The organism is Acidobacteriota bacterium, assembly GCA_033549365.1.
GTDB lineage: Bacteria > Acidobacteriota > Aminicenantia > Aminicenantales > Saccharicenantaceae > JAWSUF01.
In genome coordinates this window covers 83,413-110,277 of sequence record JAWSUF010000009.1, presented here as the reverse complement: position 1 = coordinate 110,277, position 26,865 = coordinate 83,413, and the positions used below count along the sequence as shown (strand labels likewise).

General features: G+C 59.5%; 18 protein-coding genes. 6 read left to right on the top strand and 12 right to left on the bottom strand.

What is annotated here, in order from left to right; all coding sequences use genetic code 11:
* The first annotated feature begins 147 nt into the window (after positions 1-147).
* Together uvrB and uvrC are read left to right on the top strand one after the other, a co-directional pair.
* Positions 148-2,151 (top strand): excinuclease ABC subunit UvrB, encoded by a 2,004-nt coding sequence (uvrB, locus tag SCM96_12355; protein ID MDW7761409.1) that lies wholly within the window; start codon positions 148-150, stop codon positions 2,149-2,151.
* Complete coding sequence (gene uvrC, locus SCM96_12350; GenBank protein MDW7761408.1) at positions 2,148-3,893, top strand: excinuclease ABC subunit UvrC; 1,746 nt, start codon at positions 2,148-2,150, stop codon at positions 3,891-3,893. Before uvrB ends, uvrC begins: the two co-directional genes overlap by 4 nt.
* Here uvrC and pbpC read toward each other — a convergent pair.
* From pbpC to SCM96_12325, 5 genes are all read right to left on the bottom strand, one after another.
* The gene (gene pbpC / locus SCM96_12345; protein ID MDW7761407.1) at positions 3,862-6,219 is read right to left on the bottom strand and encodes a penicillin-binding protein 1C; all 2,358 of its coding nucleotides are present in this window, start codon (positions 6,217-6,219) and stop codon (positions 3,862-3,864) included. The two genes, uvrC and pbpC, sit on opposite strands and share 32 nt — an antisense overlap.
* A 60-nt stretch (positions 6,220-6,279) precedes the next feature.
* A complete protein-coding gene (locus SCM96_12340) occupies positions 6,280-11,805 on the bottom strand; it encodes an MG2 domain-containing protein (protein ID MDW7761406.1) in 5,526 nt (1,841 codons plus the stop codon).
* Positions 11,806-11,911: 106 nt separating this feature from the next.
* Positions 11,912-13,264, bottom strand: coding sequence for a sodium-dependent transporter (locus tag SCM96_12335; GenBank protein MDW7761405.1), 1,353 nt, complete (start codon positions 13,262-13,264; stop codon positions 11,912-11,914).
* A 152-nt stretch (positions 13,265-13,416) separates the two neighbouring features.
* Positions 13,417-15,348 carry a ferrous iron transport protein B gene (gene feoB, locus SCM96_12330; GenBank protein ID MDW7761404.1) on the bottom strand — a complete coding sequence of 644 codons (1,932 nt, stop codon included), beginning with the start codon at positions 15,346-15,348 and terminating at the stop codon, positions 13,417-13,419.
* Positions 15,335-15,577, bottom strand: a complete 243-nt coding sequence (locus SCM96_12325) for a FeoA family protein (GenBank protein ID MDW7761403.1) — start codon at positions 15,575-15,577, stop codon at positions 15,335-15,337. The genes feoB and SCM96_12325 overlap by 14 nt, the downstream gene beginning before the upstream one ends.
* A 137-nt stretch (positions 15,578-15,714) precedes the next feature.
* Here SCM96_12325 and SCM96_12320 point away from each other — a divergent pair, with 137 nt between their 5' ends.
* Positions 15,715-16,131, top strand: coding sequence for a secondary thiamine-phosphate synthase enzyme YjbQ (locus tag SCM96_12320; GenBank protein MDW7761402.1), 417 nt, complete (start codon positions 15,715-15,717; stop codon positions 16,129-16,131).
* Between the two features lie 152 nt (positions 16,132-16,283).
* Here SCM96_12320 and SCM96_12315 read toward each other — a convergent pair whose 3' ends face one another.
* Together SCM96_12315 and SCM96_12310 are read right to left on the bottom strand one after the other, a co-directional pair.
* Positions 16,284-16,496, bottom strand: a complete 213-nt coding sequence (locus SCM96_12315) for a hypothetical protein (GenBank protein MDW7761401.1) — start codon at positions 16,494-16,496, stop codon at positions 16,284-16,286.
* Between the two features lie 21 nt (positions 16,497-16,517).
* Positions 16,518-17,309, bottom strand: a complete 792-nt coding sequence (locus SCM96_12310; protein MDW7761400.1) for a BON domain-containing protein — start codon at positions 17,307-17,309, stop codon at positions 16,518-16,520.
* A 458-nt stretch (positions 17,310-17,767) separates the two neighbouring features.
* Between SCM96_12310 and secA the strand changes: the two genes are divergently transcribed.
* Positions 17,768-20,362: a preprotein translocase subunit SecA gene (gene secA, locus SCM96_12305; GenBank protein ID MDW7761399.1), complete on the top strand. Its 2,595-nt coding sequence runs from the start codon at positions 17,768-17,770 to the stop codon at positions 20,360-20,362.
* Positions 20,363-20,376: 14 nt separating this feature from the next.
* A complete protein-coding gene (gene guaB, locus SCM96_12300; protein ID MDW7761398.1) occupies positions 20,377-21,843 on the top strand; it encodes an IMP dehydrogenase in 1,467 nt (488 codons plus the stop codon).
* A gap of 3 nt (positions 21,844-21,846) precedes the next feature.
* Here guaB and SCM96_12295 read toward each other — a convergent pair whose 3' ends face one another.
* Genes SCM96_12295 through SCM96_12275 form a run of 5 tightly spaced genes read right to left on the bottom strand, consistent with a single transcriptional unit; the run spans position 21,847 to position 24,875 of the window.
* Positions 21,847-22,203 (bottom strand): aspartate 1-decarboxylase, encoded by a 357-nt coding sequence (locus SCM96_12295; protein ID MDW7761397.1) that lies wholly within the window; start codon positions 22,201-22,203, stop codon positions 21,847-21,849.
* On the bottom strand, positions 22,197-23,060 hold the full coding sequence (panC, locus tag SCM96_12290; GenBank protein MDW7761396.1) for a pantoate--beta-alanine ligase: 864 nt from the start codon (positions 23,058-23,060) through the stop codon (positions 22,197-22,199). Before panC ends, SCM96_12295 begins: the two co-directional genes overlap by 7 nt.
* A complete protein-coding gene (gene panB / locus SCM96_12285) occupies positions 23,057-23,923 on the bottom strand; it encodes a 3-methyl-2-oxobutanoate hydroxymethyltransferase (GenBank protein ID MDW7761395.1) in 867 nt (288 codons plus the stop codon). The genes panC and panB overlap by 4 nt, the downstream gene beginning before the upstream one ends.
* Before the next feature lie 59 nt (positions 23,924-23,982).
* Positions 23,983-24,642, bottom strand: coding sequence for a deoxynucleoside kinase (locus SCM96_12280; GenBank protein ID MDW7761394.1), 660 nt, complete (start codon positions 24,640-24,642; stop codon positions 23,983-23,985).
* A 32-nt stretch (positions 24,643-24,674) separates the two neighbouring features.
* Positions 24,675-24,875 (bottom strand): PspC domain-containing protein, encoded by a 201-nt coding sequence (locus SCM96_12275; GenBank protein MDW7761393.1) that lies wholly within the window; start codon positions 24,873-24,875, stop codon positions 24,675-24,677.
* Between the two features lie 147 nt (positions 24,876-25,022).
* Between SCM96_12275 and SCM96_12270 the strand changes: the two genes are divergently transcribed.
* Complete coding sequence (locus tag SCM96_12270) at positions 25,023-26,864, top strand: aldehyde ferredoxin oxidoreductase family protein (GenBank protein ID MDW7761392.1); 1,842 nt, start codon at positions 25,023-25,025, stop codon at positions 26,862-26,864.
* Position 26,865 lies beyond the last annotated feature (1 nt).

Below are 26,865 nucleotides of genomic sequence, written 5' to 3'. Positions count from 1 at the left end.
TGCTTGGTATGAGCTCCCGTGGCGTATCTGACCATAGCCAGATTATGCCGGATTTGCCTCCACTTCGCCAGCTTCGCTGGCTTCGTTCCGGGTGCCATTCATCCCCAGGCTTAAAAGCCTGGGGTTTTCTGGCAATGATATAATGATATGAACGCATTCCGGCTGCAGGCTTCGTTCCGGGCGCAGGGCGACCAGATCCGAGCCGTCACCGAACTCAGCCGAGGCCTCGAACAGGGACTCCCCCGCCAGGTTCTGATGGGCGTTACGGGATCCGGAAAAACCTTCACCATGGCCAATGTCATCGCCCGGACCGGCCGACCCGTTCTCGTCATATCCCACAACAAGACTCTGGCCGCCCAGCTCTACCAGGAGTTCCGGAGGTTCTTTCCTTCAAACGCGGTCGAATACTTCGTCAGCTACTACGATTACTACCAGCCCGAGGCCTATGTGCCCTCCACGAACACCTACATCGCCAAGGAGGCCACGGTCAACGACGAAATAGACAGACTGCGCCTCCGGGCGACAAACGCCCTGTTCGAAAGGCGCGATGTGATCATCGTCGCCTCGGTGTCCTGCATTTACGGCATCGGCGCCCCGGCGACATACCATGCCATGAGCTTCGGCCTGAAATGCGGCGACGCCCTGGGGCGGAAAACTCTTTTGGAAAAACTCGTCTCCGTGCAGTACGAACGGCGCGACGACGCGCTTGTCCGGGGGACGTTCCGCGTCCGTGGAGACACCGTCGAGGTCTTCCCGGGATATGAAGAATCGGCCCTCCGGATCGAGATCGAGGACGGCCGGATTTCCGGGATGGCCGTCATCGACCCTCTGCTGGGTACCGTTCTGGAAAAGCGCGACGCCGCGATGATCCATCCCCGGACTTTCTTCGCCGTGCCCGCAGACATCCTGACCGCGGCGATCCGGAACATCGAAGACGAACTCCGGGAGAGGGTCGCCTTTTTCCGGGACCGGGGCCGGCTTCTCGAAGCCGCGCGGATCGAGGAGAAAACCCTCTACGACCTTGAAATGCTCCGCGCCTTCGGCTATTGTCCGGGAATCGAGAACTATTCCCGCCACCTCAGCCGCAGAAGCCCGGGCGAGCCGCCCTTCACGCTTCTCGATTATTTTCCCGACGGGTTCCTGACCGTCATCGACGAATCTCATGCCACCGTCCCCCAGATCGGCGGCATGCACGCCGGCGACCGCTCGCGCAAGCTCAATCTCGTCGAGCACGGCTTCCGCCTGCCCTCGGCCCTGGACAACCGCCCCTTGAATTTCGAAGAATTCGGGGCGCGGATCGGCCCGGTTCTTTTTGTTTCGGCCACACCCGCCGCGTATGAAATCCGCTCTTCCGGAGGCCGCGTCGTCGAACAAATCATCCGGCCGACCGGTCTGACCGACCCGGCCGTCGAGGTCCGCCCGGTGCGCGGCCAGGTCGACGACCTGATGCGCGAAATCCGGGACCGCGCGACACGGAACGAGCGCGTTCTGGTCACGACGCTGACCAAAAAGATGGCCGAAAACCTGACTCGGCACTATCACGAACTCGGCCTCCGCGTCCGCTACCTGCATTCGGATATCGAGACCCTGGACCGGGTCAAAATCCTCCGGGATCTCCGGCTGGGCGTCTTCGATGCTCTGATCGGCATCAATCTCCTCCGCGAGGGCCTGGATCTTCCCGAAGTCTCGCTGGTGGCCGTCCTCGACGCGGACAAGGAGGGTTTCCTGCGGTCGTCGACGTCGCTGATCCAGACTTTCGGCCGGGCCGCGCGTCACACGGCGGGCCGGGCCATCCTCTACGCCGATACCGTCACGGAATCCATGCGGGCGGCCATCGAGGAAACCAACCGGCGCCGAAGCATCCAACAGGACTGGAACACCCTCCACGGGATCACACCCCGATCGATCATTAAGGATATCGACGGCGCCCTGACCGGAGCCGCGGACAGGGATTACCTGGACATCACGCGGGTGGCCGAGGACAGCGAGATCTATCTTTCTCCGACCCGGCGGAAGAAGCGGATGGAGGATCTGGACAAACAGATGAAAGAGGCCGCAAACCGGCTGGACTTCGAAAAGGCGGCCCGCCTGAGGGACGAACTCCGCCGATTGAAAATCCGCGACCTGGAACTCGATCTAAAACAGCCATGACCCTTAAACGCCTCAGGGACAAGGCCGCAAGGCTTCCGGACAAACCGGGAATCTATTTCTTCCGGGATGCCGGCGGAGCCGTCGTCTACATTGGGAAAGCCCGTTCGCTCCGGGACCGGGTCAAATCCTATTTTTCAGCGTCCGGCGACGACAAGGTTCGACGCATCCTCGAGCGGACGGCCGATATCGACGTCATCCTGGCCGGTTCGGAACGGGAGGCCGCCTTCCTCGAAAGCAATTACGTCCGCCAGCACCGACCGCCCTTCAATCTCCGCCTCAAGGACGACAAGAGTTTTCCCTTCCTGAAACTGACCGCCGGAAACCGTTTTCCCGGAATCTCTTTGAGCCGCAAGGTCGATCCGGCCGGAAGCCGGACTTTCGGGCCTTTCAGTCCGGCCTCGCGGGCCCGAGCCGCGCTCCGCCTGGCAGCCAAACATTTCGGTCTCCGGACGTGTCCCGATTCCGTCTTCAAGGGTCGGAAAAGACCCTGCCTCGAACACGATCTCGGGCTCTGTTCCGCACCCTGCACGGGCGTCATTTCCGAATCGGCCTACGCCGAGAATGTTGCCGACGCTCTGTTGTTTCTCGAGGGCCGGACAGGCGAACTGTCATCATCATTGAAAAAGAAGATGGATGCGGCGTCGGCCGACCAGGACTTTGAACAGGCCGCGCGTCTCCGGGACCTCATCTTTGTTCTCGACGACCTCAACCGGAAATCGGAAACCATTTCAACAGGCCTGGAGGACCAGGATGCGGCCGGCTTCGCCCGTTCGGGCGGCCGCGCCGTTCTCTTCATGTTCCACATGCGGGCGGGCCGTGTCGAAGACTCCCGGGTCATCGTCAAGGACGTGGCTCCGGCGGCCTCGAGTTCCGCCGTTCTCACCTCACTTCTGGAGGAAGCCTACAAGGATGAGCCTCCTCCTCCGCGTCTGCTTCTCCCCTTTTTTCCCAAGCCCAAGCGGCCATTTCACAACGTCCCCCGGTCCGGGCGGGCGAAACATCTCGTCGATCTTGCCTCGCGAAACGCAGAGGCCGCGCTCTCCGGCGGAACGGCCGTTCTCTCATCCACGGGCGTCCTGGCCGAACTCCTGGGTTTGAAAAAATCCCCGGAAACGATCGAGGGCTTTGATATCTCTCATACCGGCGGTGAGGAGTCCGTGGGTTCCCTGGTGGTCTTCACAAACGATCGTCCCGATCGAAAAAATTACCGCATCTTCCGCATCCGGACGGCCTCCAAATCCGACGATACGGCCGCCCTCGCCGAAGTCATCCGCCGCAGGTATTCCCGGATTCTCCAAGAAAACGGGAGGCTTCCGGATCTCGTATTTGTCGACGGTGGAAAGGGGCAATTGTCGGCGGCCCGGAAGGCCCTGGCCCGGCTCGGACTTGATGCCGTCCCTGTTGTCTCTCTGGCCAAGCGTGAAGAGATCATCTTCTCCGCGGGAGCTCCCAACGGCCTTCGCCTCGAAGGAACATCGCCGGCCCTGAAGCTGTTCCAGAGAATCCGGGATGAAGCCCATCGGTTTGCGGTCATCCATCATCGCAAGCGGCGGGAAAAAAAGAGTTTGGTCTCGCTTCTCGATGGGATTCACGGAATCGGCCCCAAAAGAAAACAGGCTTTGCTGGAACGTTTCGGCAGCCTGGAAGCCGTTCAGGCCGCCCGGGAGGAAGACGTGGCGGCGATCGTCGGTCGAAAAGCCGCCCGGACTCTCAAGGCCGGAGTTCTTTGCGAGCCGGACTGATGACCTTGAACGGCCGGACCAGCCTCCGTCCTTGGCCATCGACCAGGATCAGCACCCGGTCTCCCGGATCGGGATCAACGGCGATCTGGTGGAACCTCTGGGTCGAAGTCACGTACATGTCGTCGATATGCCAATGGATCACGGCATCGACCTCGCTGTGGACGGCCTCGAAGACAACCTCCCCCCTGCGCCCGTCAATGTCCACGGGGATATAGACCGACGTATCGGGATCGGGATAGACCAGATTCATGACCTGACGGCCCGCGTCCAGAGGGCTGCCGCAGTCGGCGCGAAAGGGAGGCAGCAGCCGGTATTCCGGATGGTCTTTCCTGTAGTAAAACTCCTGAACCGGAGGAAGGATGAACCAGGACTCGGGTCGCATCCGGTCCACGGACTCGCAACGGCTGTCCACCCGAAAGCGTCCCGAGGCGTCGAGATGAATCCGCTGGTGGTAGACGCAGACCCGGTTGAAACGGCTTTCCTCGGGAACCCAAACCGTTTCTGAAGGACAGAGAGGCGAGGCAAGAAAGCCCGAGTCGCGGCACACCTGAATCGGCTTGAGACCCCGGCGGGGCCGGTTGATCCTCCCGCCCGTATCGAGGGCATGAAGAACATCAAAGAGAACCGGGGCCGCCGCGGACAGCCCCGTCAGGCCGGGTTTGCCCTCGCCGTCGGCGTTCCCGGCCCAGATTCCGACCGTATAGCGGGGCGTGACGCCGACCGCCCAGGCATCTCTCAGGCCGAAGCTCGTGCCGGTTTTCCAGGCCGCCCACTTGGCCGAGCTGAAATTCCTCCAGAAACCCTCCTCGTCGGGGCGGTTGACCGCGGTCAGGGCTTCGAGCGTCAAATAGGCCGCTCCGGGGCCCAGTTCGCTCAACCTCGAGGGAACCGGAGTATCGTCGCGCAGCAGCCGGAGTTCCAGACTGCCGTCCTCGAATTCCATGGCCGTCCTGGCCAACCCTGCATAAAGTGCGGCGATCTCCAGTAACCGGCCTTCGGCGCCGCCGAGAACCAGGGTCAAGCCGTAATGTTCGGGAGAACGGGTGAGGGTCGTCATGCCCCATTGTCTCAACCGGTTGGTCATCCGCGGAATCCCGAACTCCCTCAACATCCTCACGGCGGGCACATTCAAGGACCAGGCCAGAGCGGCCCGGGCCGGGACGGCTCCACGGAACCGGCGGTCGAAGTTTTCCGGGCGGAAATTTTCGAAGCGGACCGGAGTGTCCGGGACGAGCGTCAACGGCGTGATGCCGCCCTCCTGAATCATGGCCGCATAGAGAAAAGGCTTGAGGATGCTCCCCGTGCTCCGCGGACTCAGAAGGATATCCACATGTTGACCGCAATCCCCCTCCCGGTCGAGGCCCACGTTGCCGATGTAGGCGACAACGTCGGCTGTCGAATTGTCGATGATAACGGCGGCCAGATTCCGGATGCCGATGTGGAACAGCCGGTCGCCCTGCTCCCGGGTGATGCGGGCGAGAGTTCTCTGAAGATCGGCCTTCAGCAAAGAATGGTAGGGCGTCCGGATATCTCTCCGGGCGGCCAGGCTGTCAAGAAGGTGGGGCGCTTCGCGTGGCACGGGGCGGAAAGCTTCGGGTATGGATTCCGTAAGGGCCAGACGGTACTCCAGGTCGGATATGATATTCCGGCGCTTCAGACGATCGAGCAGCGCATTTCTCTTTTCAAGGATGCGCATCCGGCCTTCCGGCGAGGCGATCAATCCCGGATCCTTGGGAAGAACGGCGAGATAGGCGGCTTCGGCCCAGCTCAATTCCCGCGGACTTCGCCCGAAATACATCCAGGATGCGGCGTCGATGCCGACGACGTTGCCGCCGAACGGGGCATGGGCGGTGAAAAGCGCCAGGATCTCTTTTTTCGACCGCGAGAGCTCGACCCTGAAGGCCAGAGCCGCCTCCTTCATTTTCTCGAAATAGGTCCGCCTGGGGTTTTTTCTCGACAGCCTCACCACCTGCATGGTGATCGTGCTCGCTCCGCTCCGGACCCGGCCGGCCCGAAGGTTGAGCGCTGCGGAGCGGACGACGGCCGCGGGATCGACGCCCGGATGCCAAAAAAAGCGCCGGTCTTCATATTGAAGAAGAACCCGGAAAAAGCGGGCGGGCACATCTTCCCCCTGGGGAAAGCGCCATTGCCCGTCAACGGCTGTGCGGGCCCCCAGGAGCCGGCCCTCCTGACTGAATAGAACCGGCGAAAGCGGATCGTCGAAAAGCGCCCCCGGGGCGGTCAGTTTGAGAATGACGATCAAAGCGGCGACTCCCCCGGCCGCAGCCAACCCCATTCTCTTGGTTCTCTTGCTTGGCTTGGCCATCCTATTGATATGTAAAAATAAACGCTATTTTTCCCATGAAAACGAGCGTTCTAAGCTTTTTCAGCGCACGATCTCGATCCACTGCCCCCGGGTGTTGGCATGAACGGCCGCTTCATACATGGCCTCGACGGCCAGGCCCGGCTGATAGTAACGGCCGCGGTACGAAGCGTTGAGGACCACCCGGAACGTCTTCTCAGCTCCCGGCTCCAAGTCGAAATAGGTGTAGACGCGGTCATCGCGGAAATCCTGGTAATCGACGGGTGCGGCCGATTCGTCATCCAGGGCGAACCGCGGATTCTTGATCTGGCAGCCGGCGGCGACAAGATGAGAAAGCACAAGGTTGTTGAGTTTCCGCGAGGTCAGGTTTTTCACCCGGATATCGACCAGAAGATCCAGTCCCTGAGACAGCCGGTCGATCGGGATGGGTGTCCGTCTCATGTCAAGGTACCGGACTGTAAGCGCCAACCCGTTTGAAGACTCCTTTTCGAGACCGGCCGGAGGCATGCCCCGGCGATAGATGTTCACGTAGAGCGGCGAATCTCCGGGATTTTCAACCGCGAGACTGCGTCCCGCCGCCGGAAAATCGGCGAACACCTGCTGATAGAACGGCACGGCCGAGTCGATTTCCCTGAGGGCTTCCTTGTCCCAGCCGAGACGGAAACGGAAAGGCTTGATGTCGGCGCTGCCGTAATAGGACGAAACGGCCATGAGGCCGAACGCGGCCTCCTGGGTGGACAGCCAACGGTCGGAACCCAGAACGCGGGACACGTCATCGAGCAGGGATTTGGCCCTGTCCGAACGGCCGATCTGCACCAGTCCGCGGATCATGAGGGCGGTATCCCGAAACTCCGATCCGAAGGTTACGGAGTCGTCCCTGTACGGCGCAACCTTCAGGTCGGCCCTTTTGCCCAGATCGGCGGCGGCATCGGGCTGTCCGGTCAGGTGAAACGCCGCAGCCAGGGTGACCGCGGCCGTCCCGTCCAGATTGGCCGTTTCCCTGAGTCTGTTCATGGCTCCCAGGTCGGGGGTGCGAGCCGAAGCCAGGCCGTACAAACGAAACGCCTGAATCAGCTGTTGGGCGGCCGGTCCGGCTGTCCAGGCGTTGGAGAGCATTCTCTGGTTGGCCTTCCACTTATCGAGCATGGCGGTCGGAACGTGATAGCCGAGGCGGGCGGCTTCGAGCAGGAAGAACCCGGCATAGGCCGTCGTCCAATCATGGCCTTCGCGGTCGCCCGGCCAATAGGAAAACGCTCCGTTGGGCATCTGGAAACGCCCCATTTTATCGATGGCCGCCTTGACATTGTCTTCGATGGCTTTTTGACGTTCCGGATCGAGCCTCAGGAGTCCCTTGAGATAGAGTTGCGGAAGAACGGTCGACAGGGTCTGTTCGAGACAGCCGTGCGGAAACTGAATGAGGTCGTCCATTCTCTTTTCCAGGTTGAGCGGAGGAACGGAGGAGGCCTCGACGGTCACCGTATTGGTGTTAGCCAGCCCGAACGGCGCGACCTCATGTTTGAGCGTTTCGCCGGGCCGGACCTCAAGGGGCGTCGTCTGTGTGACAAGCGGGTTGGATCCCAAAACGGGAATGGCGACAACGTCTTCAATCCTTTCGGAACCGCTGCGGACACGGAACCGCACTTCGCCCGACCCGACCGCATCCGCCGCCCGGAGGGTGAACGAGGCGATCTGATCGCCGGGAGCCGCGAAAAACACGTTCTTGGTGCTTTCGCCCTCGATTTGGAACATGGCGTTCGTTTCCAGCCCGACCGTGACATTCTTGAGGGAGGGATTGGTCACGAAAACCGCAATGGGCATTTCGATTTTTTCGCCGGGCCGGACAACGCGGGGCAGCGTGGGCAGGGCCATCAAATCACGCCGGACGGGCACGGATTTCGAATCGGACCCGAAAGCGCCGTCACGCCCGGCCACGACCATGACCCGAACGGCGCCGAAATACTGCGGCATCTCGAGCTCGTGGGTCGCGGTTTCTCGAGCCTTGAGTTCAAAAGGACCTTCGAACAGGACGACCGGAGGAAAACGCCTCGGTTTGCGGGCCTCTTCCCCTTCCTCGCCGCTTTCATCGCCTCCCAGGGCCAGGATGCGGGCCAGCTCGGCGCCGTAGGCACCGACGACTTCGTCAAAAAGATCCCACGTTTTGACGCCCAAGGCTTCTCGTCTGAAGAATTCGCTCCGGAGATCGGGAGTCTGGAAACGCGTCAAGCCCAGGAGACCTTCGTCGACAACAGCCAGGGTATAGACGGCCGGACGGGCGTTTTTCTCCCGCACCTGGATTTTGATTTTTTCCAGAGGGCGGAATTCATCGGCCGCCTGGAGGATGGGTTCGAGACGTGTTGCGGGGTCGTCGACCATGATCGGAATGACCCCGTAAAGGCGGATGGGCGCATCCGAGACCCGATCCCGGTGCGGCTGGATGAGTGTGACGTGAACATAAACATTGGGCGTCATGTCCCGGGTCAAAGAAATTTCGAACCGGTTTTCCCCTTTCCGGGTCGAAACCCACATTTTCTGGAGAACTGAGGAGCCGTTCTCGATGGACACCAGGGCGCGCCCCTGGACCGCCTCGGGCAGAAAGATGACGGCTTTTTCGCCGACCTGATAGCGGGCCTTGTCGGCGGTGAAGGTGAGCCGCGCGGCGGCCGCGTCGGATTCGTCGCGGGCCCGGCCGGCCCAACCCGGCCAGTCGATATAGACGATTTTTCCCGCGGCGTGGCCGCCCTCGGGATCCTCGACCCGGATGAGGTAGCGTCCCCACTCGGGGTATTTGATCTGGAACGTCCACCGCCCCACACCGTCGCGGGTCGTGACCTCCCCTTTGAGCAGGGGTTGAACCCGGGTGCTCGAAGCATAGTGCGCCAGGGATTCACCGCTTCTATCCCACCACCATCGCCATTCGATCTTGTAGAGGGAAACGTGAAGTTTCGGACCGGACACGGGCCGGCCGGAGGGATCCACCGTCACGATGTCGACGACATGGTCCTGATCGGTCAGGAGCATGCCCCGGGCTTCGTCGCCTTTGGGGGTTTTGAGACCGACATAGACATCATAGGGATAGTAGGGATACGAAACCGTATCGATGCTGAAGTCGCCGCTTTCCTCAAAGATGCGCGTTGTGAAGGAGGCTTCGAGCAGGCCTGGGCTGGGTTGTTCCGGCCTGAAGTCCAGGCTGACCGTCCCTTGGCCCTGGGCGTCGAGACTTCCCCTCCCCGTCGTTACGTCTCCCCCGCTGAATTCCCTCGCGGGGTCGTCGAAGGCGTAGTCGGCAAACTTGTCGAAACGGGTCGCACGCGGTGACAGCCCGACGGTCACGTCGAAGGCCAGGTTCGCGGCCGGAGCGCCGTGAAGCCATTGGCCGATAACCGTTGCCGTGAACGGCATGTGGCGGCGCGTCAGGATGTCCCGGCCTGTCTGAAAATCGACCTTGAGCCGATTGGGCACGACGGTTTCGATTTTGAGGGTTTTGTTGAAGGTCAATCCTCCGACAAGAACCCGGGCCCGCCAATTGCCTGTGGGCACGGCCTCATCCGTGGCAAAACGGAAGGCATGGAACGGTTCCACCGATTTCGCCGGTTTCAGGGTCCGGACAAGTTGTCCCAACGGGGAATAGATCTCCATGACCACGGGATGGCCGGCCGGAAGCGTGCGGTCGCGGTCGAAAAGCACAAATGTCAGAAACAGGGTATCGCCCGGCCGCCAGACGCCCCGTTCTCCATAAATCGCGCCCTTGACGCCCTTCACGACGGTCTCGCCGCCGACATCGAAGTGACTCATGGGCAGGGCGGAGTCGTTGTTAATCCTCAGGTAGCCGGTATCGTTCCCCGATTGAGCGGACACGAAAAAAGCCCGGTCGGCAAGCTTGAGAACGGCGAAGCCGTTGCCGTCGCTCGCGGATTCGCCGACGAGCTGGTTCTGGAAGTTGTAGGCCCGAACCCGGGCGTCGGTCAGAGGCCGCCCCGAAAGGATATCGGTCGTCACGACATGAAGCGTGCCGTTCTCCTCGAGCTTGGCGGCAAGACCGATGTTCGAGGCGATGAAATTGCGGGAGACCCGGGCATTGGAGTTGAAGTTGGGGTTGTAATAGGCATCTTCGCAGGGATTGTTGCGGTTCTGCCAGCCGTCGTATCCATAGCCGTAGGCGCCCTCGAAATAGTCCCAACTCGAATAGCCGGTATAATCGGGGCTGTCCTGATTGACCAGCGGGGGCTCGGCGACGACGGGCTTATCGCTCGGCGGACACGGATAAGTCGAATTCCCGCGGTTGAAAGTCAGAACAATGCGGAAGAGGCTGCCGGGATTCTCCTTGAACAGCGAGGTCACGTCCAGATCATAGCGCGACCAGCGGCCGGTCACGGCCGGATCGTCGGACAGAGGGATGGTTTTCCGCCAGAGATAACGGCCGACCCGTGTCATTTCTTCCGAACCCTGGAGAGGGTTGACCTGGAAGAACTGAGCCATGTTGTTGACATAGATCTGGAACGCCGCGACCTGAACGGACTTCAGGTTGACGGCTTCGATGGGAACGGTCAAGCGGTCCTTCTGGGGCAGGATCGCGCCCTTGCCGACGAAACGCACCTGAGGGTGGATGGACTCGAAAACAACCGGGCGGCTGTCTCCCTGGGGCAGGCGGCGGTTGAGATAGTTTCGGATGCCGGGCGAAACCTCGACCGTGAGACCGCCCATGAACTCGCGGCTGGAATAGACACGGATGACGTTTCCGTCGATCTCGAACGTAAGGGGAAAGTCGCCGATGCGGATGAGTCCCTGGAGGTCCTGGTTCCGGGCCAGGACGTCGGAAAACCTCAGCAAAACATGCCGAGCCTCGTCGAGAACGGGTTCCACGCTCACCCATTCGAACATTCCCTGGGCGGGAATATCGACCGTCCGGGATCCGCGCTCATCGATCCTGAGGGGAGCGCCGTTCCAGGCGAGAAGAACGGCCGAGGCCTGTTCGCGCCGTTCGACATCCTTGATGGTGAAATAATGGCTGCGGCGGTCTTCCGTATGACTCCACTCGATGTTCAGAAGTTTTCCATCCTGGAGAGCTTCCAGGACTTTTTGCACGAGGGCGGGGTCTTCGGCGTCTGAAGTGTTGAGCCGGCCCCGGATGACCTGAACGAGGGGACGGGCCGGATCTTCGACAAAAAGACCCTGGATCTGAATTTCCATCTCCGGACGGATGACATCGAAGCCGAACTCGAACCGGGCGAAACTTCGAGGCAAATCGAGGATGCGGCCGGTCTGCAGGACGGCCTTGTAGGCCGTTCCCGGCTTGAGGTCCTCGGAGGGTCGAAACACCAATTCACGGGGACTTCTCCACTCCGCCGTTCCCTTCAGAGAGGGCTTGAACTCGAAGAGATTGGCGGCCGCCGGCCCGGTCTCGCCTGCGGGACTTACGAAAAGGATCCGGATTTCGGCCTTGCGGGACACCGTTCCCGATGTATAGGCGCTGATATAGCGGTACCATTCCTGGGCCCGGGAGTCGGGTTCTCTTTTCTCTTTCGGCTTGCAGCCCTCGACGGCGAAAACCGATGCGATAATCAGAAGACCGGCGATGATGTTCTTTCTCATGGATGCGCCTCCCTCACCCCGCCATCGTAAGCGGGAGCCCCGGTGAAGTCAAGCCTTGCGCAGCATCGTGGAACTCTTCCCCGGGAGCATCGCCGCCTGACCCGACTTACAGACCCAGAAGACCGAGAAGTCCGGACGAACGGAGCAAAACGAGAAGGATGACAACGGGACAGAAGTATTTCAGCAGCACGGCCCAGACCTTGGACTGAATGCCGAGAAATTTCTCGTTGCCCAGGCAGATCTCCTTGACCGCCTCGGGGATACCCCAGCGCCAACCCACCAGAAAAGCGAACATCACCCCGCCAAGCGGGAGGGCGATATTGCCGAAAATGTAGTCCATCATGCCGAAAAAGGAGATGCCTCCGAAAATCGGCAGGCTCGTGAAGAAGTCCGAGGCGCCGAAGGAGAGGGCCGAGGGGATGCCGAACAGAACGGTGGTCCCGCCGACAAGCCACGTGGCGACCTTGCGGCGCATGTTTTTCTCGTCGATCAGGAACGCCACAGGCACCTCGAGGAGCGAAATCGTCGAGGTCAGGGCGGCGATGGAAAGCAGAATAAAAAACAGCGTCCCGACCAGGATGCCGCCGGGCATCATCCGGAAGATCTCAGGCAGCACGACGAAGACGAGTTCGGGACCGGCCGCAGGACTTTTTCCCATGGCGAAGACGGCCGGAAAGATGGCCAGCCCGGCCAGAAAGGAAATCAGGATGCCGAAGGACACGACGCCGATTCCCGAGCTGATGATATTCTGCTTCTTGTCGAGATAGCTTCCGTAAGTGACCATGGCCCCCATGCCGAGGCTGTTGGCGAAAAAGGCCTGGCCCAGGGCGATGAGAACGGTGTTTCCGGTGACACCGGCGAAATCAGGACGCAGATAAAAGCGCAGGCCGGCCATGGATCCGGGAAGCGTCAGCGAATAGATGATGATGAACAGGAGAATGATCGGCAGAATCGGCATGAGAATCTTCGACCAACGCTCGATGCCGCCCTGCACGCCCCCGTAGACCACTCCGATCGTCATGAGAATGAAAGCCAGGTAGAGCAGCGCGTTCAGAGGCGCGTTGCCTGCGAACTGCTGGAAGCTGACCGTATTGCCCAGAAGCGTTTTGAAGATATAACCGAACGTCCAGCCCGCGATGAGTGCGTAGTAGGAGAGGATGAAAAGTCCGCATGAGACGCCGAGATAGCCGAGGTATTTCCAGTTGCTTCGCGGAGCCACTTTTTTGATCGCGCCGACCGGATTGAGTTGGGCGCGCCGGCCCAGCGTCAGCTCGGCGAACAGAATCGGGACGCCGATGATGAAGACGCTCGCAATGTAGAGAAGGACAAACGCGGCGCCTCCGTTTTCTCCGGTCACATAGGGAAAGCGCCAGATGTGGCCCAATCCCACCGCCGATCCGGCGGCGGCCAGAATGAAGCCCATTTGAGATCCCCAGGTTCCGCGCGATTCCGTCGTCATGTCGCTCTCCGTCGGTCGAAAGATCAGGCGAACTATAGCCTCGCCGCGGCCGTCCTGTCAATGTTGAGCTTCATCCGCATCTCACGCATGCTTTAAGTTGGGTTTTTTTTTCATGTCCTACGATATCCTGACTATGATACAGCCAAGCAAAATCAAATCAAGAGCCGGACAAGAAGGCTGAGAAGAAGGGCGACGGTGATGTTCAGGGCGGCGGAGAGGAGCGCGTAGAGTCTTCCGATTTCCTTCCAGATCACGGCGACGGTGGAAAGACAGGGAATGAAAAAACTGATGAAGACCGAGAAAACGAGAACCTGTTCCCGGCTGAGGACCGTGAGGACATCCTGGAATTCCACTCCGAGGGCCTGGAGCATCATGATCAGGGACAGTTCCTTTCTGAGGAAACCGAAGATCAGGGTGACACCAAGCTCATCGGGAAGACCGAGTGCTCCGGAAACGAGAGGCGAAAGAATCGTATTGATATGCCGGTCGGCTCCGAGGGCGTGAAGGATGCTCAGGACGATGCTGCCGCCGATCAGGATGGGCCAGGCAAACCGGATGAAGGAGTACAGCTGGAGCCAGGTTTTCCGCCAAATGTTCCGAAGCCGGGGGATTTTCAGCGATGGAATCTCCAGGATCAGACCCGGAGAGGCGCCCTTGAAAAAACGGCTCAGAATCCATCCCAAAACGGCCACGATGACTAGGTTGACCGCGTAAAAACCCAGAGCCCAGAACGGGCCGAGGTAGTAGGCCACCAGAGCGAGAATGATCGTCGTCCGGGCCGCACAGGGGATGAACGGAATGAGAAGCGTCGTCAGGATCCGATCCCGTCTCGACTCCAGGATGCGCGTGGCCATGATGGCCGGGACATTGCACCCGAAACCCAGGAGGAAGAGAGAGACGGATTTGCCGTGAAGTCCCAGCCGGTGCATGAATGTGTCCAGAAGGAATCCGGCCCGGGATAGATAGCCGAGATCATCGAGAAGGGACATGAGAAAAAGAAGGGGAATAAAAAACGGAAGAACGATGCCCAGGCCGCCGCCGAAGCCCTGGATCAGTCCGTCCAGGACGACGAAGACGGGTCCGCCGCCGAAATTCTGTTTAAGGATCTCTCTTAACGAACCCAGAGGCCCCAGGACCAGTTCCTCAAGCGGCGTCCCGATCTTGAAGATGACCAGAAAAAATGCCAGGAAAACGGCCGCCATGATGACGTACCCGAAGAACGGATGCATGAGGATGCCGTCGATCTTTTTGTCCCAGGTCAATCGGCGGCCGCGTTCGACCCGGCTGCTCTGTTCAAAAAACTTGAGAGCCAAGTGGTGGCGTTCGGCCGAGATGATCTCATAGGCGGGAACGCCGCGGTGCGCCTCCATCTCCCGCCGGATTCTCTCGACATTCCCTTTCAACTCCGGCGCAATTTCGCCGAGCAGCTCGTCACATGCCATATGAGCCGATTCCAAAAGCTTGACGGCGGTGAAACGGCGGTTGCCCAAAATCGGGTAGTCCTCAGGGATCAGGCTTTCGAGTTCGCGGACCTTGTCCTCGACATCTCCCGACCAGCACCGCGGATCGGGCTTAGCGCCTCGGGCCAGGACATCAAAAGCGGCATCCAGGAGCTGCTTGACGCCGCGGCCGTGAGTGGCGATGGTCGGAATGACCGGAACGCCCAGAAGAGCTTCCAGCGCGGCGGGGTCGATGGTCACACCCTTGCTTTCGGCCAGATCGATCATATTCAGAGCGACGACAAGCGGATAGCCCAATTCGACGAGTTCAAGCGTAAATTCAAGACTTCGACTCAGGATCGAGGCGTCAATGACGTTGACGACGATATCGGGCTTTTCCGTGAAAAGATGGACCAAGGGGACCTGTTCATGAGGGTCGCTCGGACAGAGAGAATAGGTCCCCGGAAGATCGACAATGGTCAGGAGGCGGCCGGCGTCATTGACGTTGCTGTGCATGTGCGTAAAGGTCGTGCCGGGAAAATTGGAAGTTTCCGCCTTATGTCCGGCCAGAGCGTTGAAAAGCGTGCTTTTGCCGGAGTTCGGCTGGCCGACAAAAACAGCGACGGGAATGTCAGGCCGGCTCATCGGCGATCGCCACCAGGATCTTCTGAGCCACTCCCCGGCCGAGAGCGACACGGGCGTCCGAGGTCAGATTCCTGACGATGACGGGACCGCGCAGGATGGCCTGGGAATTCAGCTCGACGAGATCATCCTTGTGGAAGCCGAGCGCCATGAGTTTGCGGCGGACGCCGTCCCCGCCGTCGATATTGACGATTTTCAGAGTTTTGCCCTTGGGGGCATCTATCAGAGTCATCGGTTCTCCTTGTACCGGGGTCCCCACAGGGAGGACGCCTTTTCCGGTCAACCATCATAGCCGGGCACGGGGAAAAAATCAATTGCCGCGGCGGACCGTTTCTGGACATCGCCCCGGCCGCAACTTATAATAACTTTATGAAATCACTGACCGAACACATTTGGATACGGACGAACGAGGAGCGGGCTTTTGTGAGGATCACGGACAAAGTCCGGGATCTTGTGCATCGCAGCGGAATCCGGGAAGGTCTCTGCCTCGTCAACGCCATGCACATCACAGCCAGCGTTTTCATCAACGACGATGAAGGGGGTCTGCACAAGGACTTCGCCGTCTGGCTCGAAGGGCTGGCGCCGCACGATCCGTCCCGGTGGCAACACAATTTGACCGGAGAGACGAACGCCGACGCCCATCTCAAACGGACGATCATGGGCCGCGAGGTCGTCGTAGCCGTCACCGACGGAGATCTGGACCTCGGCACCTGGGAGCAGATTTTCTACGGCGAGTTCGACGGCCGGCGCCGCAAACGCATCCTGGTCAAGATCATCGGCGATTGAGTGCCCTTCTTGCCTGGAGTTCGATTTGCGCCCCTGCTGCTTTCTAAAAGCCTTCTTGACCGTGCCGATCTTTTCTTGGACTTTTCCGGCCGTTTTTTCACCCCGGCCTTCCGCTTCCAACTTTGGGTTATCGCTCAGTTTTCCCGCGATCGCTAATCCTTCTTCCCCGCAAAGAACATCAGGGCACCGCCGATGACGATTCCCGCCACACCGGCCCAGATAGGGATGTTGACCCTTTCCTTGTCTTGTACGGTCAGCTTGAAAGGCCCCAGCTTCGTTGTGTGGGAATCACTGATGTAGCTGAAACCTCCGTACACCAACGCCAGAATGCCGGCCACAATCAACACGATCGCCAGAATTTTCATTGTTTCCTCCTGCCAAGTCAATTATTCGATTGTCATGCGGTTGTCGATGCGGACAACGCCGCGGATATCTTCAATGCGCTTGTTGACCAATTCTCTTTCCGCGGCGTTCTTGGCCACGCCGGACACGGTGACCACTCCTCTATCAACAATAATATTGGTTCTTAAGGGATTTGTGCCTCGGTGGAAGAGCAACATCAATTTGATCTGCGATTTAACCGATGCATCGTCGATATACTCTTCAACCGTTCTGGATTTCTTTTTGGGCGATGTCGCCACAGTCAGCTTATTTTCAATATCCTTCACCCCTTCGACATCTTTGACATATTCGGCGGTCAGCCCTCTTTCGGCTTGGCTTCCGACTTCGCCGTGCAGGGTGACCAGACCGTCTTTCACATCCACCACGATATTGTCGCTATCCAGATTGCGATGCAGCAAAAGCATATTTTTGACTCTCGTTTGGATCCAGGCATCGGAATTTTTTTCCGGAATTCCGCCCCTGATTTCGAGCTGGTTGATAACACTTACGACTCCGGGCAGATCGGCGACAGTTTCCGCCGCCAATAATGAATGAGGTTCGCCCGCCACAGTCCCTGTCAAGGTGACAACGCCGTCTTTGGAATGAATTTGGATGTCATCGCTTTTTAGAAACGTTTTAAAGATATACGATTTTCTGGCGGCCGATTCGATCGCAGCGTCCCTATCCTCGGCAAACGCGTCTCCGTTAGCCGCCAAGAACAGGCATAATCCCGCCATCACCGACAATACCGCCAATCCCGGCACCAGGGCGTTCCGGCACTTTGAACAGTTTTGCATACTTATCCTCCTTGCTTCATAGTCACATAATCAATCCTGCCGTTTTTATGCCAATCTATAGAAACCAGTTCAACAGATAAGCGTTCGGCATGTTCTGAGAAACGAATTGACGAGAAATGTCCTGATAAATAGGAATCAGCCTGTTTAATGAACCAGTTTCTCCGTCTTTGATTCGCCCGTTATGTGGTTTTTTCCCTTTTATGGATACAAACAAAGGAACGTGCCTGGCACGAAAATTGCAATACTTCGGAACAAAACAATGATAGACGAAATAAAAGGGAGACCGGCATGATTGCAACGATATTCATCGCCCTATGTATTCTGTGGGTTATTGGGGTTTTTGCTTTCCACTTCGCACGAATGTTTCGGGACCGGGGAGTTTCATTAGGGGAAGAGAGGGGCAACAGGATTCAAGGGGAAAATTGACTTTGACGGGAGGTTCTGATAATAAATAGTGAATGTATAAGTGGATTCTTTGCAAGGTCTTCGGAACGAAGACCGATCGCGACATCAAAAAGATCCGGCCGCTCGTCACCCGGATCAACGAGTTCGAACCCCGCATCCAGGCGCTGACCGACTCCGCACTCCGCGCCAAAACCACCGAATTCAAGGAGAAGCTCGCCCAGGGCGCCTCCATCGAGGATCTTCTGCCCGAAGCCTTCGCCTGCGTCCGCGAAGCATCCCGCCGGACGACAGGCATGAGGCATTTCGACGTTCAGCTCATCGGCGGCGTCGTTCTCCACCAGGGAAAAATCGCCGAGATGAAAACCGGCGAGGGAAAAACCCTGGTCGCCACCCTCCCCGCCTACCTCAATGCCCTCGAAGGCAAGGGCGTCCACATCGTCACGGTCAACGACTACCTGGCCAAACGCGACACCGAGTGGATGGGACCCATCTACAACTTCCTCGGCCTGACCGTGGGCACGATTCAGCACGAAATCGGCGACCGGGAGCGCTACGATGCCTACCGGTGCGACATCACCTACGGCACCAACAACGAATTCGGTTTCGACTATCTCCGGGACAACATGAAGTTCCGGCTCTCCGACCTCGCCCAGCGCGAGCACAACTACGCCATCGTCGACGAAGTCGACAGCATCCTCATCGACGAGGCCCGGACCCCGCTGATCATCTCCGGTCCCACCCAGGCCTCGACCCAACTTTACTATCGCGTGGACGGACTCGTCCGGCGCTACACGCGGGGAAAGCATTTTCAGGTCGAAGAGAAAACCCGGACCGTGTCCATTCTCGAAGACGGCGTCTCCGACGCCGAACGCTATTTCAAGGTCGACAATCTCTACGATCTGGCCCACATGGATCTCGTCCATGCCATCAATCAATCGCTCCGGGCCCACTTCCTCTTCAAGCGCGACGTCGATTACATGATCAAGGACGGCAAGGTCATCATCGTCGACGAATTCACCGGCCGCCTGATGCCCGGCCGGCGCTACAGCGACGGCCTCCACCAGGCCCTCGAGGCCAAGGAGAAAGTCCGCGTTGAAGAGGAGTACCAGACCCTGGCCTCGGTCACCTTCCAGAACTACTTTCGCATGTACAACAAGCTCGCGGGCATGACGGGAACGGCCGTGACCGAAGCCCCGGAGTTCATGACCATCTACAAGCTGGACGTTGTCGAAACCCCGACCAACCGGGAACTCATCCGGCATGAGTATGCCGACGTCATCTATCGGACGGCGGAGGAAAAATGGAACGCCGCGGCCGAGGAGATCATCGAGCTCAACCAGGCCGGCCGCCCGGTTCTCGTCGGCACCGTATCCATCGAGAAATCCGAACTCCTGAGTACGGCCCTCCGCCGTCGCAACGTCAAACATGTCGTCCTGAACGCCAAATACCACGAGCAGGAGGCGCAGATCATCGCCCAGGCCGGACGCATCGGGTCCGTGACCATCGCCACGAACATGGCCGGCCGCGGCGTCGACATTCTTCTCGGCGGCAATCCCGAGGAACTGGCCCGGGACACCCTCCGCAGGCGGAACATCGACCCTCTGACGGTTGACAAAGCGCAATGGGAGGCGGCCCTCAAGGAGGTTCAGCCCATCTTTCAGGCCGAACACGACAAGGTCGTGTCGCTGGGCGGACTCCACGTCCTGGGCACGGAACGCCACGAAGCCCGGCGCATCGACAATCAGCTGCGGGGCCGGGCCGGCCGTCAGGGCGACCCCGGATCATCGCGTTTTTACCTCTGCCTCGAGGACGACCTCATGCGGATCTTCGGCAGCGACCGGATCTCGGGCCTGATGAGCCGGATCGGCATGGGCGAAGGCGTCCCCATCGAACATCCCATGGTCACCCGGGCCATCGAGCGCGCCCAGAAACAGGTCGAAGGCCAGAACTTCTCCATCCGGAAGCATCTTCTGGAATACGACGACGTCATGAACAAGCAGAGGGAGACGATCTACAGGCAGCGCCGGGAAATTCTCCACGGCAAGGATCTCCGCGAATATTTTTACGATCTCGTCGACCAGATCATCGAATGGTTCCTCGATCAGCATTGCAACAAGGAAACGCACCCGGACGACTGGGATCGCGAGGCTTTGGCCAAGGCCGTTCAGGCCCAGTTCGGACTCGATATCGCGACACTCCAAATCGATTGGGAAACCGTGACGCCCGACGAACTCCAGGACGACCTGACGGAGGCCGCCAAAAAAATCTACCAGGAGAAAGAGCGGGTCATCGGCCCGGACGCCATGCGGGAATTCGAACGCATGCTTCTTCTCCAGGTCATCGACTCCCGATGGAAAGACCATCTCCTGGGTATGGACCATCTCAAGGAAGGCATCGGGCTTCGCGGTTACGGACAGAGAAATCCTCTTGTCGAATACAAAAAAGAAAGCTTCGACATGTTCCAGGGATTGATGGACCGGATCGAGGAAGACGCCCTGCGCTTCCTGTTCCTGATCCAGCCCGTCATCGAACAGGAGATGCCCCAAAGACAGGAGCAGCCGGTTTTCTACCAGAAACCCAAAGGCCCGGCCCCGCAGAGAGTCCGCCATGTGAAATCCACCATCCCCGGACGGAGAAAACGGCGTTGAACGAGGAGGACATCATGCTGGACGCGGAAATCAAGGAAGGGCTGACATTCGACGATGTCCTGATCCTGCCGGCCAAGTCCGACGTCATTCCCGCGGACGCCGATGTCACCACCCGGCTCAGCCGCAACATCTCCCTGAACATCCCGATCGTCAGCTCGGCCATGGACACGGTCACGACGTCGCGGATGGCCATCGCCCTGGCCCAGCAGGGGGGCATCGGAATCATCCACCGCAACATGACCGTCGAAAACCAGGCTGAGGAAGTCGACAAGGTCAAGCGCCACGAGAGCGGCATGATCGTCGAACCCGTGACCATGCGGCCTACGGACAAGATCACCAAGGCGATCGAGGTCATGAAGGAATACCGGATCTCCGGTCTGCCGATCACCGACGCCTCCAACCGGCTTGTCGGCATTCTGACCAACCGCGATATCCGTTTCGAGACCCGGATGGACCTGGCGATTTCCGAAATCATGACGAAAAAGGTCATCACCGTCCCTCTGGGCACGTCTCTCGAAGAGGCGGAAAATGTCTTCCACAAATACAAAATCGAAAAACTCCCGGTCGTCGATGACAAAGGCCGCCTGAAGGGACTGCTCACATACAAGGACATCCTCAAGCGCATTCAATATCCCTTCGCCGCCAAAGACGGCCTGGGCCGGCTCCGCGCCGGCGCCGCGGTCGGAGTCGGCGGGGACGCCCTGGCCCGGGCCTCGGCCCTGGTCAAGGCCCAGTGCGATGTTCTTGTCGTGGACACGGCCCACGGACACTCCCAGAGAGTCCTGGACACCGTCCGCCTGCTGAAAAAAGAGTTCCCCAACCAGGAACTCATCGCCGGAAATATCTGCAGCGCCGCAGCGGCCGAAGAGCTCATCGGGCTCGGCGTGGACGCCGTCAAGGTCGGGGTCGGGCCCGGATCGATCTGCACGACCCGCATCATCACGGGGGCCGGCGTTCCCCAGATTACCGCCATTTCCGACGTCTTCAGCGTGGCCCGGAAACACGACATTCCCGTCATTGCCGACGGCGGGATCAAGTACTCCGGCGACATCACCAAGGCCGTCGCCGCCGGGGCTCAGTCGGTCATGCTCGGGAACCTCCTGGCCGGAACGGACGAAGCGCCCGGTGAAGTCGTCATGTACCAGGGCCGCGCCTACAAGAACTATCGCGGCATGGGCTCCCTGCAGGCCATGAAAGAGGGTCAGAGCCGGGACCGCTATTTTCAGGATACGGCGGCCGGCGACAGCAAGCTCGTTCCCGAGGGCATCGAGGGACGCGTCCCCTTCAAAGGGAGCACGATCTACTTGATCCAGATGCTGGTCGGCGGCCTCAAAGCCGGCATGGGTTATGCCGGATGCCGGACCATCGCCGAACTCACCGAGCGGGCCCGCTTTATCAGAATCACGTCCGCCAGCCTCAAGGAAAGCCACGTCCACGACATCGTCGTCACCCAGGAAGCGCCCAACTACCACCTCGACTGAAAATCAGCCGCTGCGGATGATTTCGTTCTTTTCGTTCAGGATAACGACCCGGGGGGCAAATCCTTCGATCTCGTCTTCCGCGAGAACAGCATAAGCCACGACGATGAGCCGGTCTCCGGCCTTGGCCCGCCGGGCGGCGGCGCCGTACACGCCGATCGTCCGCGACCCCCGTTCCTTGACGATGAGATAAGTCGCGAACCGCTCGCCGTTCGTGATGTTGAAGACTTCGACGCGTTCGAACGGCTTCAGTCCGGCCGCCTCCATCAGGTCTTCGTCGACACCCAGGCTGCCTTCGTAATCCAGGTCGGTCTCCGTTACGGCCGCCCGGTGGATCTTGGCATGGAGAAACGTTTTTAACATGGCGCTTCGCCTTTCGGATGAATCAGGATGTTGTCGATCAAGCGGGTTTTTCCGATTCGGGCCGCAAGGGCCAGCAAACCCTCGCCCACGATTCTGTCCAGCGGCTCCAGGTTCGTCGTGTCGACCGCCGCAACGTATTCGATTTCTATTTCGGGAGCGGCGGCCAGAACATTCCGGACCCGGGCAACGACGGCCCGGGGATCGGTCTCGCCCGCCGCGATCATGGCCTCGGCCTCGGCCAGACTCTTCGAAAGCAGGTGGGCGGCCGCCCTCTCGTCCGGCGAAAGATAGGCATTCCGCGTGCTCATGGCCAAGCCGTCGGGATCCCGAACAAGAGGCAACGCGACAATCTCCGTATCCAGGTTGAGATCGGCGGTCATCCTCCTGACGACCAGAACCTGTTGGGCGTCCTTCCAGCCGAAATAGGCGACATCGGGCCGCACGATGTTGAAAAGCTTGAGCACGACGGTGCAGACCCCTCGGAAATGCCCCGGCCGCACGGCCCCGCAAAGCTTGTCCTGGAAATCGTGCACCTCGACATAGGTCCGGTATCCCTCCGGATACATGGTCTCCGGTTGGGGATGGAACATCCCATCGACCTTCTCGTTTTCGAGAAGAGACATGTCTCTCTCGATATCCCGGGGATAGGAGGCCAAATCCTCCCCCGGACGGAATTGTGTCGGGTTGACAAAGATGCTGACGACGACCACGTCCGTGCCGGCCCGCGCGGCCCGCACCAGGCTCAAGTGGCCCTCGTGCAATCCTCCCATGGTCGGGACCAAGCCGATGCGCAGACCCTTTTCCTTCCATCCCCGGCAGAGGGAAGCCATGGCCTCGACTTCCGTTATGATTTTCATCGGGATCTCCCCCTGCGAAGCTTTTCGGCCGCCTCCGGCTTGAGGCGATAGGAGTGCGCCTCGTCGGGGAAAGCCCCGGTCCGGACATCCTCAATGTAGCGGCCCGCCGCTTCGCGGACGACCGACCGGAGATCGGCATATGTTTTCACGAATTTCGGCAGCCGGCCCTGGGTGTATCCCATCACATCATGGAAAACGAGGACCTGGCCGTCGCAGGCCGCGCCGGCCCCGATTCCGATGGTCGGGATGGTCAGACTTTCGGTGATGACCGCCCCAAGCTCCATGGGAATGGATTCCAGGACAACGGCGAACGCTCCGGCCGACTCGACGGCCCGGGCATCGGCGAGGATGGCCTCGGCCTCGGCCGCCCCATCCCGCCCGCGAACCGCATAGCTCCCCCATTTGCGGATGGATTGCGGGGTCAACCCGACATGGCCCATGACGGGGATTTCGGCCTCGACGCAGGCCTCGATTTTTTTCAGCCGTCCGGCCGAGGCGCCTTCAATCTTGACGGCCCCCGCTCCGGCTTCCTTCAGGAACCGGGCCGCGTTCCGGATGGTTTCCTCCACCGAGAGATGAAAGGACATGTAGGGCATGTCCGCGACAACCAGGGCCCGCCGGACCGCTCCCGTGACCGATCTCGTGTGAATCAGCATCTCCTCCATGGTCACCGGGATGGTCGAGGAGTATCCCTGAACGACCATGCCCAGGGAATCCCCGACCAGGATGATGTCGATCCCGGCCTCGTCCAGGACGGACGCCGAGGGATGGTCATAGGCGGTCAGAACGGCGATCTTTTCCCCGCGCGCCTTCATCTCCCGCAGAACAGGAAGAGTGACGCTTTCGGTCTGTTTGTCAGGCATTGTGATTCCTTTCTCCCCATCCCGCCCGCATGTCGGGATTGGGGTAAAGACTTACGGCATTATTTCTTGGCGGGCCGCCTCCCGGATCCTTCCGGATTGTAATAGAGAGAACTTTTTTTCATCTGGCGGATCTGGTCCACGAGATCGTCGACGTCCTCCTCGCGCTCGAAGTCCATGTCATCGGCTTTGACGACAAGAAGCGGTGCGGCCCGGTAATTGAAAAAGAAGTAATCGAAGGCTTCGAGAATGTCCTCAAGGTATTTTTCGGAAATGTTTTTTTCCAGGGGATCCGGTCCCCGGGCGATCTTGCGAAGAAAAACCGGCAGTTTCATCTGCAGAAAAATGACCAGATCCGGCCGGGGAACGCGCTCGGAGAGAATGCCGTAGATGCGTTCGTAAACCACGAGTTCGTCGTCGGAGAGCGTCTGATAGGCATAGATTTTATCTTTTTCGAACAGGTAGTCGCAGACGACCCGGTCGATGAAGAGATCCCGTTGCGAAAGGCGGACCTGCTGATTGTAGCGGTTGGCCAGGAAGACGAGCTGGGAAAGAAAGGCCGCGCCCTCGCGCTCATTGTAAAAATCCTTGAGATAAGGATTGCCGGGCGGGTCCAGAACGAGCTTGCCGCCGAGTTTCCGGGCCAGGGCGTCGGCCAGACGGGTTTTTCCGGTTTTGAAAACGCCTTCGACGGCGATGTGCCTGAAGGGAATGTCCCGCATGGCTCTCAATTCAACTCGGGGCTTCGGCCTCTCTATGCCTTTTTCCCGTTCACGGGAATTACGATCCAGGCGACCATGTAGAAAAGCACCATGGGGAAAATGGCCGTGACCATGGCCACCCCCACAAAGATGAGGCGGACGAGAGAAATATCGATATCGAAATACGCCGCCAGTCCTCCGCAGACGCCGCCCAGCATCTTCTGGTTCGAGGACCGGGTCAATTTTTTGGACATAACGAAAAATCCTCCGATTCCTTGAGCTTCTTCGGATCATCATATCAAAAGACGGCTCGAAATAACAGGGCGGCCTATTCTTCTTGACTCAAGTCCGCTCCCTGTGTTATTCGGTTGGAGTATAAATTCATTGATGGAGGTCTCATCATGTTCGGATGGACGGGCAACATTCTCAGAGTCAACTTAACGGACAAAACATACAAAACAGAGACATTCGATGAGGAATTCGCCAAAAAATGGGTGGGCGGCCGGGGATTCGCCCTGAAAACCCTCTGGGACGAACTCGATCCCGGCATCGATCCCCTGGGACCGAAAAACAAACTCATTGTGGCCCTCGGCCCGATCGCCGGCATTCCCGCGCCCAACACCGGAAAAACCGTCGTGGCCGCAAAATCGCCGATTACCGGCGGATACGGCGACGGCAATTTGGGCACGCGCGTCAGCGAGCAGCTCCGGAAAGCCGGCTACGATATGATGATCGTCGAGGGTGTCGCCGCCGAACCGACGATGCTCTATATCGAGGACGACAAGGTCGAATTCCTCCCCGCCTCCGAGGTCTGGGGCAAGGGCACCTATGATACGAACGACTGGATTTACGCCAAGTATGGGAAAGGCGTCGGCGTCCTCAATATCGGGCAGGGCGGGGAAAACCTCAACCTCTACGCCATGGTCCGGAGCCTCGAGGGCCGGGCCGGCGGCCGCCCCGGTATCGGCGCCGTCATGGGTTCCAAGAAGCTCAAAGCCATCGTCGTCAAAGGCACCAAGCCCATCCCCCAGGCCGATCCCGAAACCATGAAAAAGCTGGGCACGGCGGATCTCCGCACCGTCCACGAAATGGACAAGAAATCCGGCTGGTCCATCCAGAGTACGACGGGCGTCCTGGCCTGGTGCAACGAGGTGGCCGCGCTTCCCGTCCGCAACATGAGGAAAACCCAGCATCCCGACGCCTGGAAGATCGACGGCGAACGCCTGAACGACGCCCGAATCGCGACCTACGGCTGTCCGACCTGCACCATGCGCTGCGGCATCACCATTCACGACCGAGAGGGTCGCGAATCCGAACTCGACTATGAAAACATCGGCATGCTGGGCAGCAATCTGGAAATCTTCGAGCTCGACCAGGTCGGGTCACTCAACTACCTCTGCGACGATTACGGCATCGACACCATTTCCGCGGGCGCCGTTCTCGGGTTTTACGCCGACGCCATCGACCGGGGCGCGATCGCCGGCGATTTCAAGTTCGGCGACGCCGAAAAAGCCAAGGAGTTGCTGCGAATCGCCTCCCTCCGCGAAGGCGAGGTGGGGAACATGCTGGCCGACGGGTGCATGCGCATGGCCCAAAAGATCGGCCAGGGCTCCGAAGCCTACGCCATGCACGTCAAGGGGCTGGAGATCTCCGCCTACAACTGCAAGTTCTGTCCCGGCATGGCGCTGGCTTTCGGCACCAGCCCGATCGGCGCCCATCACAAGGAATCCTGGGTCATCACCTTTGAGCTCAAGCAGACCGTCCGCGAATCCTACGGACGCGAAAAGGCGGAAAAAGTCATCGAACTCCAGCGGATCCGGGGCGGGCTGTTCGAATACATCCTAGCCTGCCGCTTCCCCTGGATTGAGCTCGGCTGGGAACTCGAACACTATCCGGTCTATTTCAACACCGTAACCGGCCTGAACTGGACCCTCGACGACTTCTGGAAAGTCAGCGACAGGATCTATGCTTTGATGAAGTTCTTCTGGCTTCGTGAAAAACCGGACTGGAACCGGACCATGGACTATCCCCCGGCTTCCTGGTTCGACCCGGCCAACGCCGATACCGAGGGTCCGATCGCCGGAAAAATCCTCGAAATGGACAAGTACGAAGAACTGCTTGACCACTATTACGACCTCCGGGGTTGGGACAAGAGAGGCATCCCCACGAAGAAGACGGCGGCCGCTCTGGACATTCAGGACGAAGCCCGAACCGCCGAAAAATACGGCAAGCTGGAGGACTGAC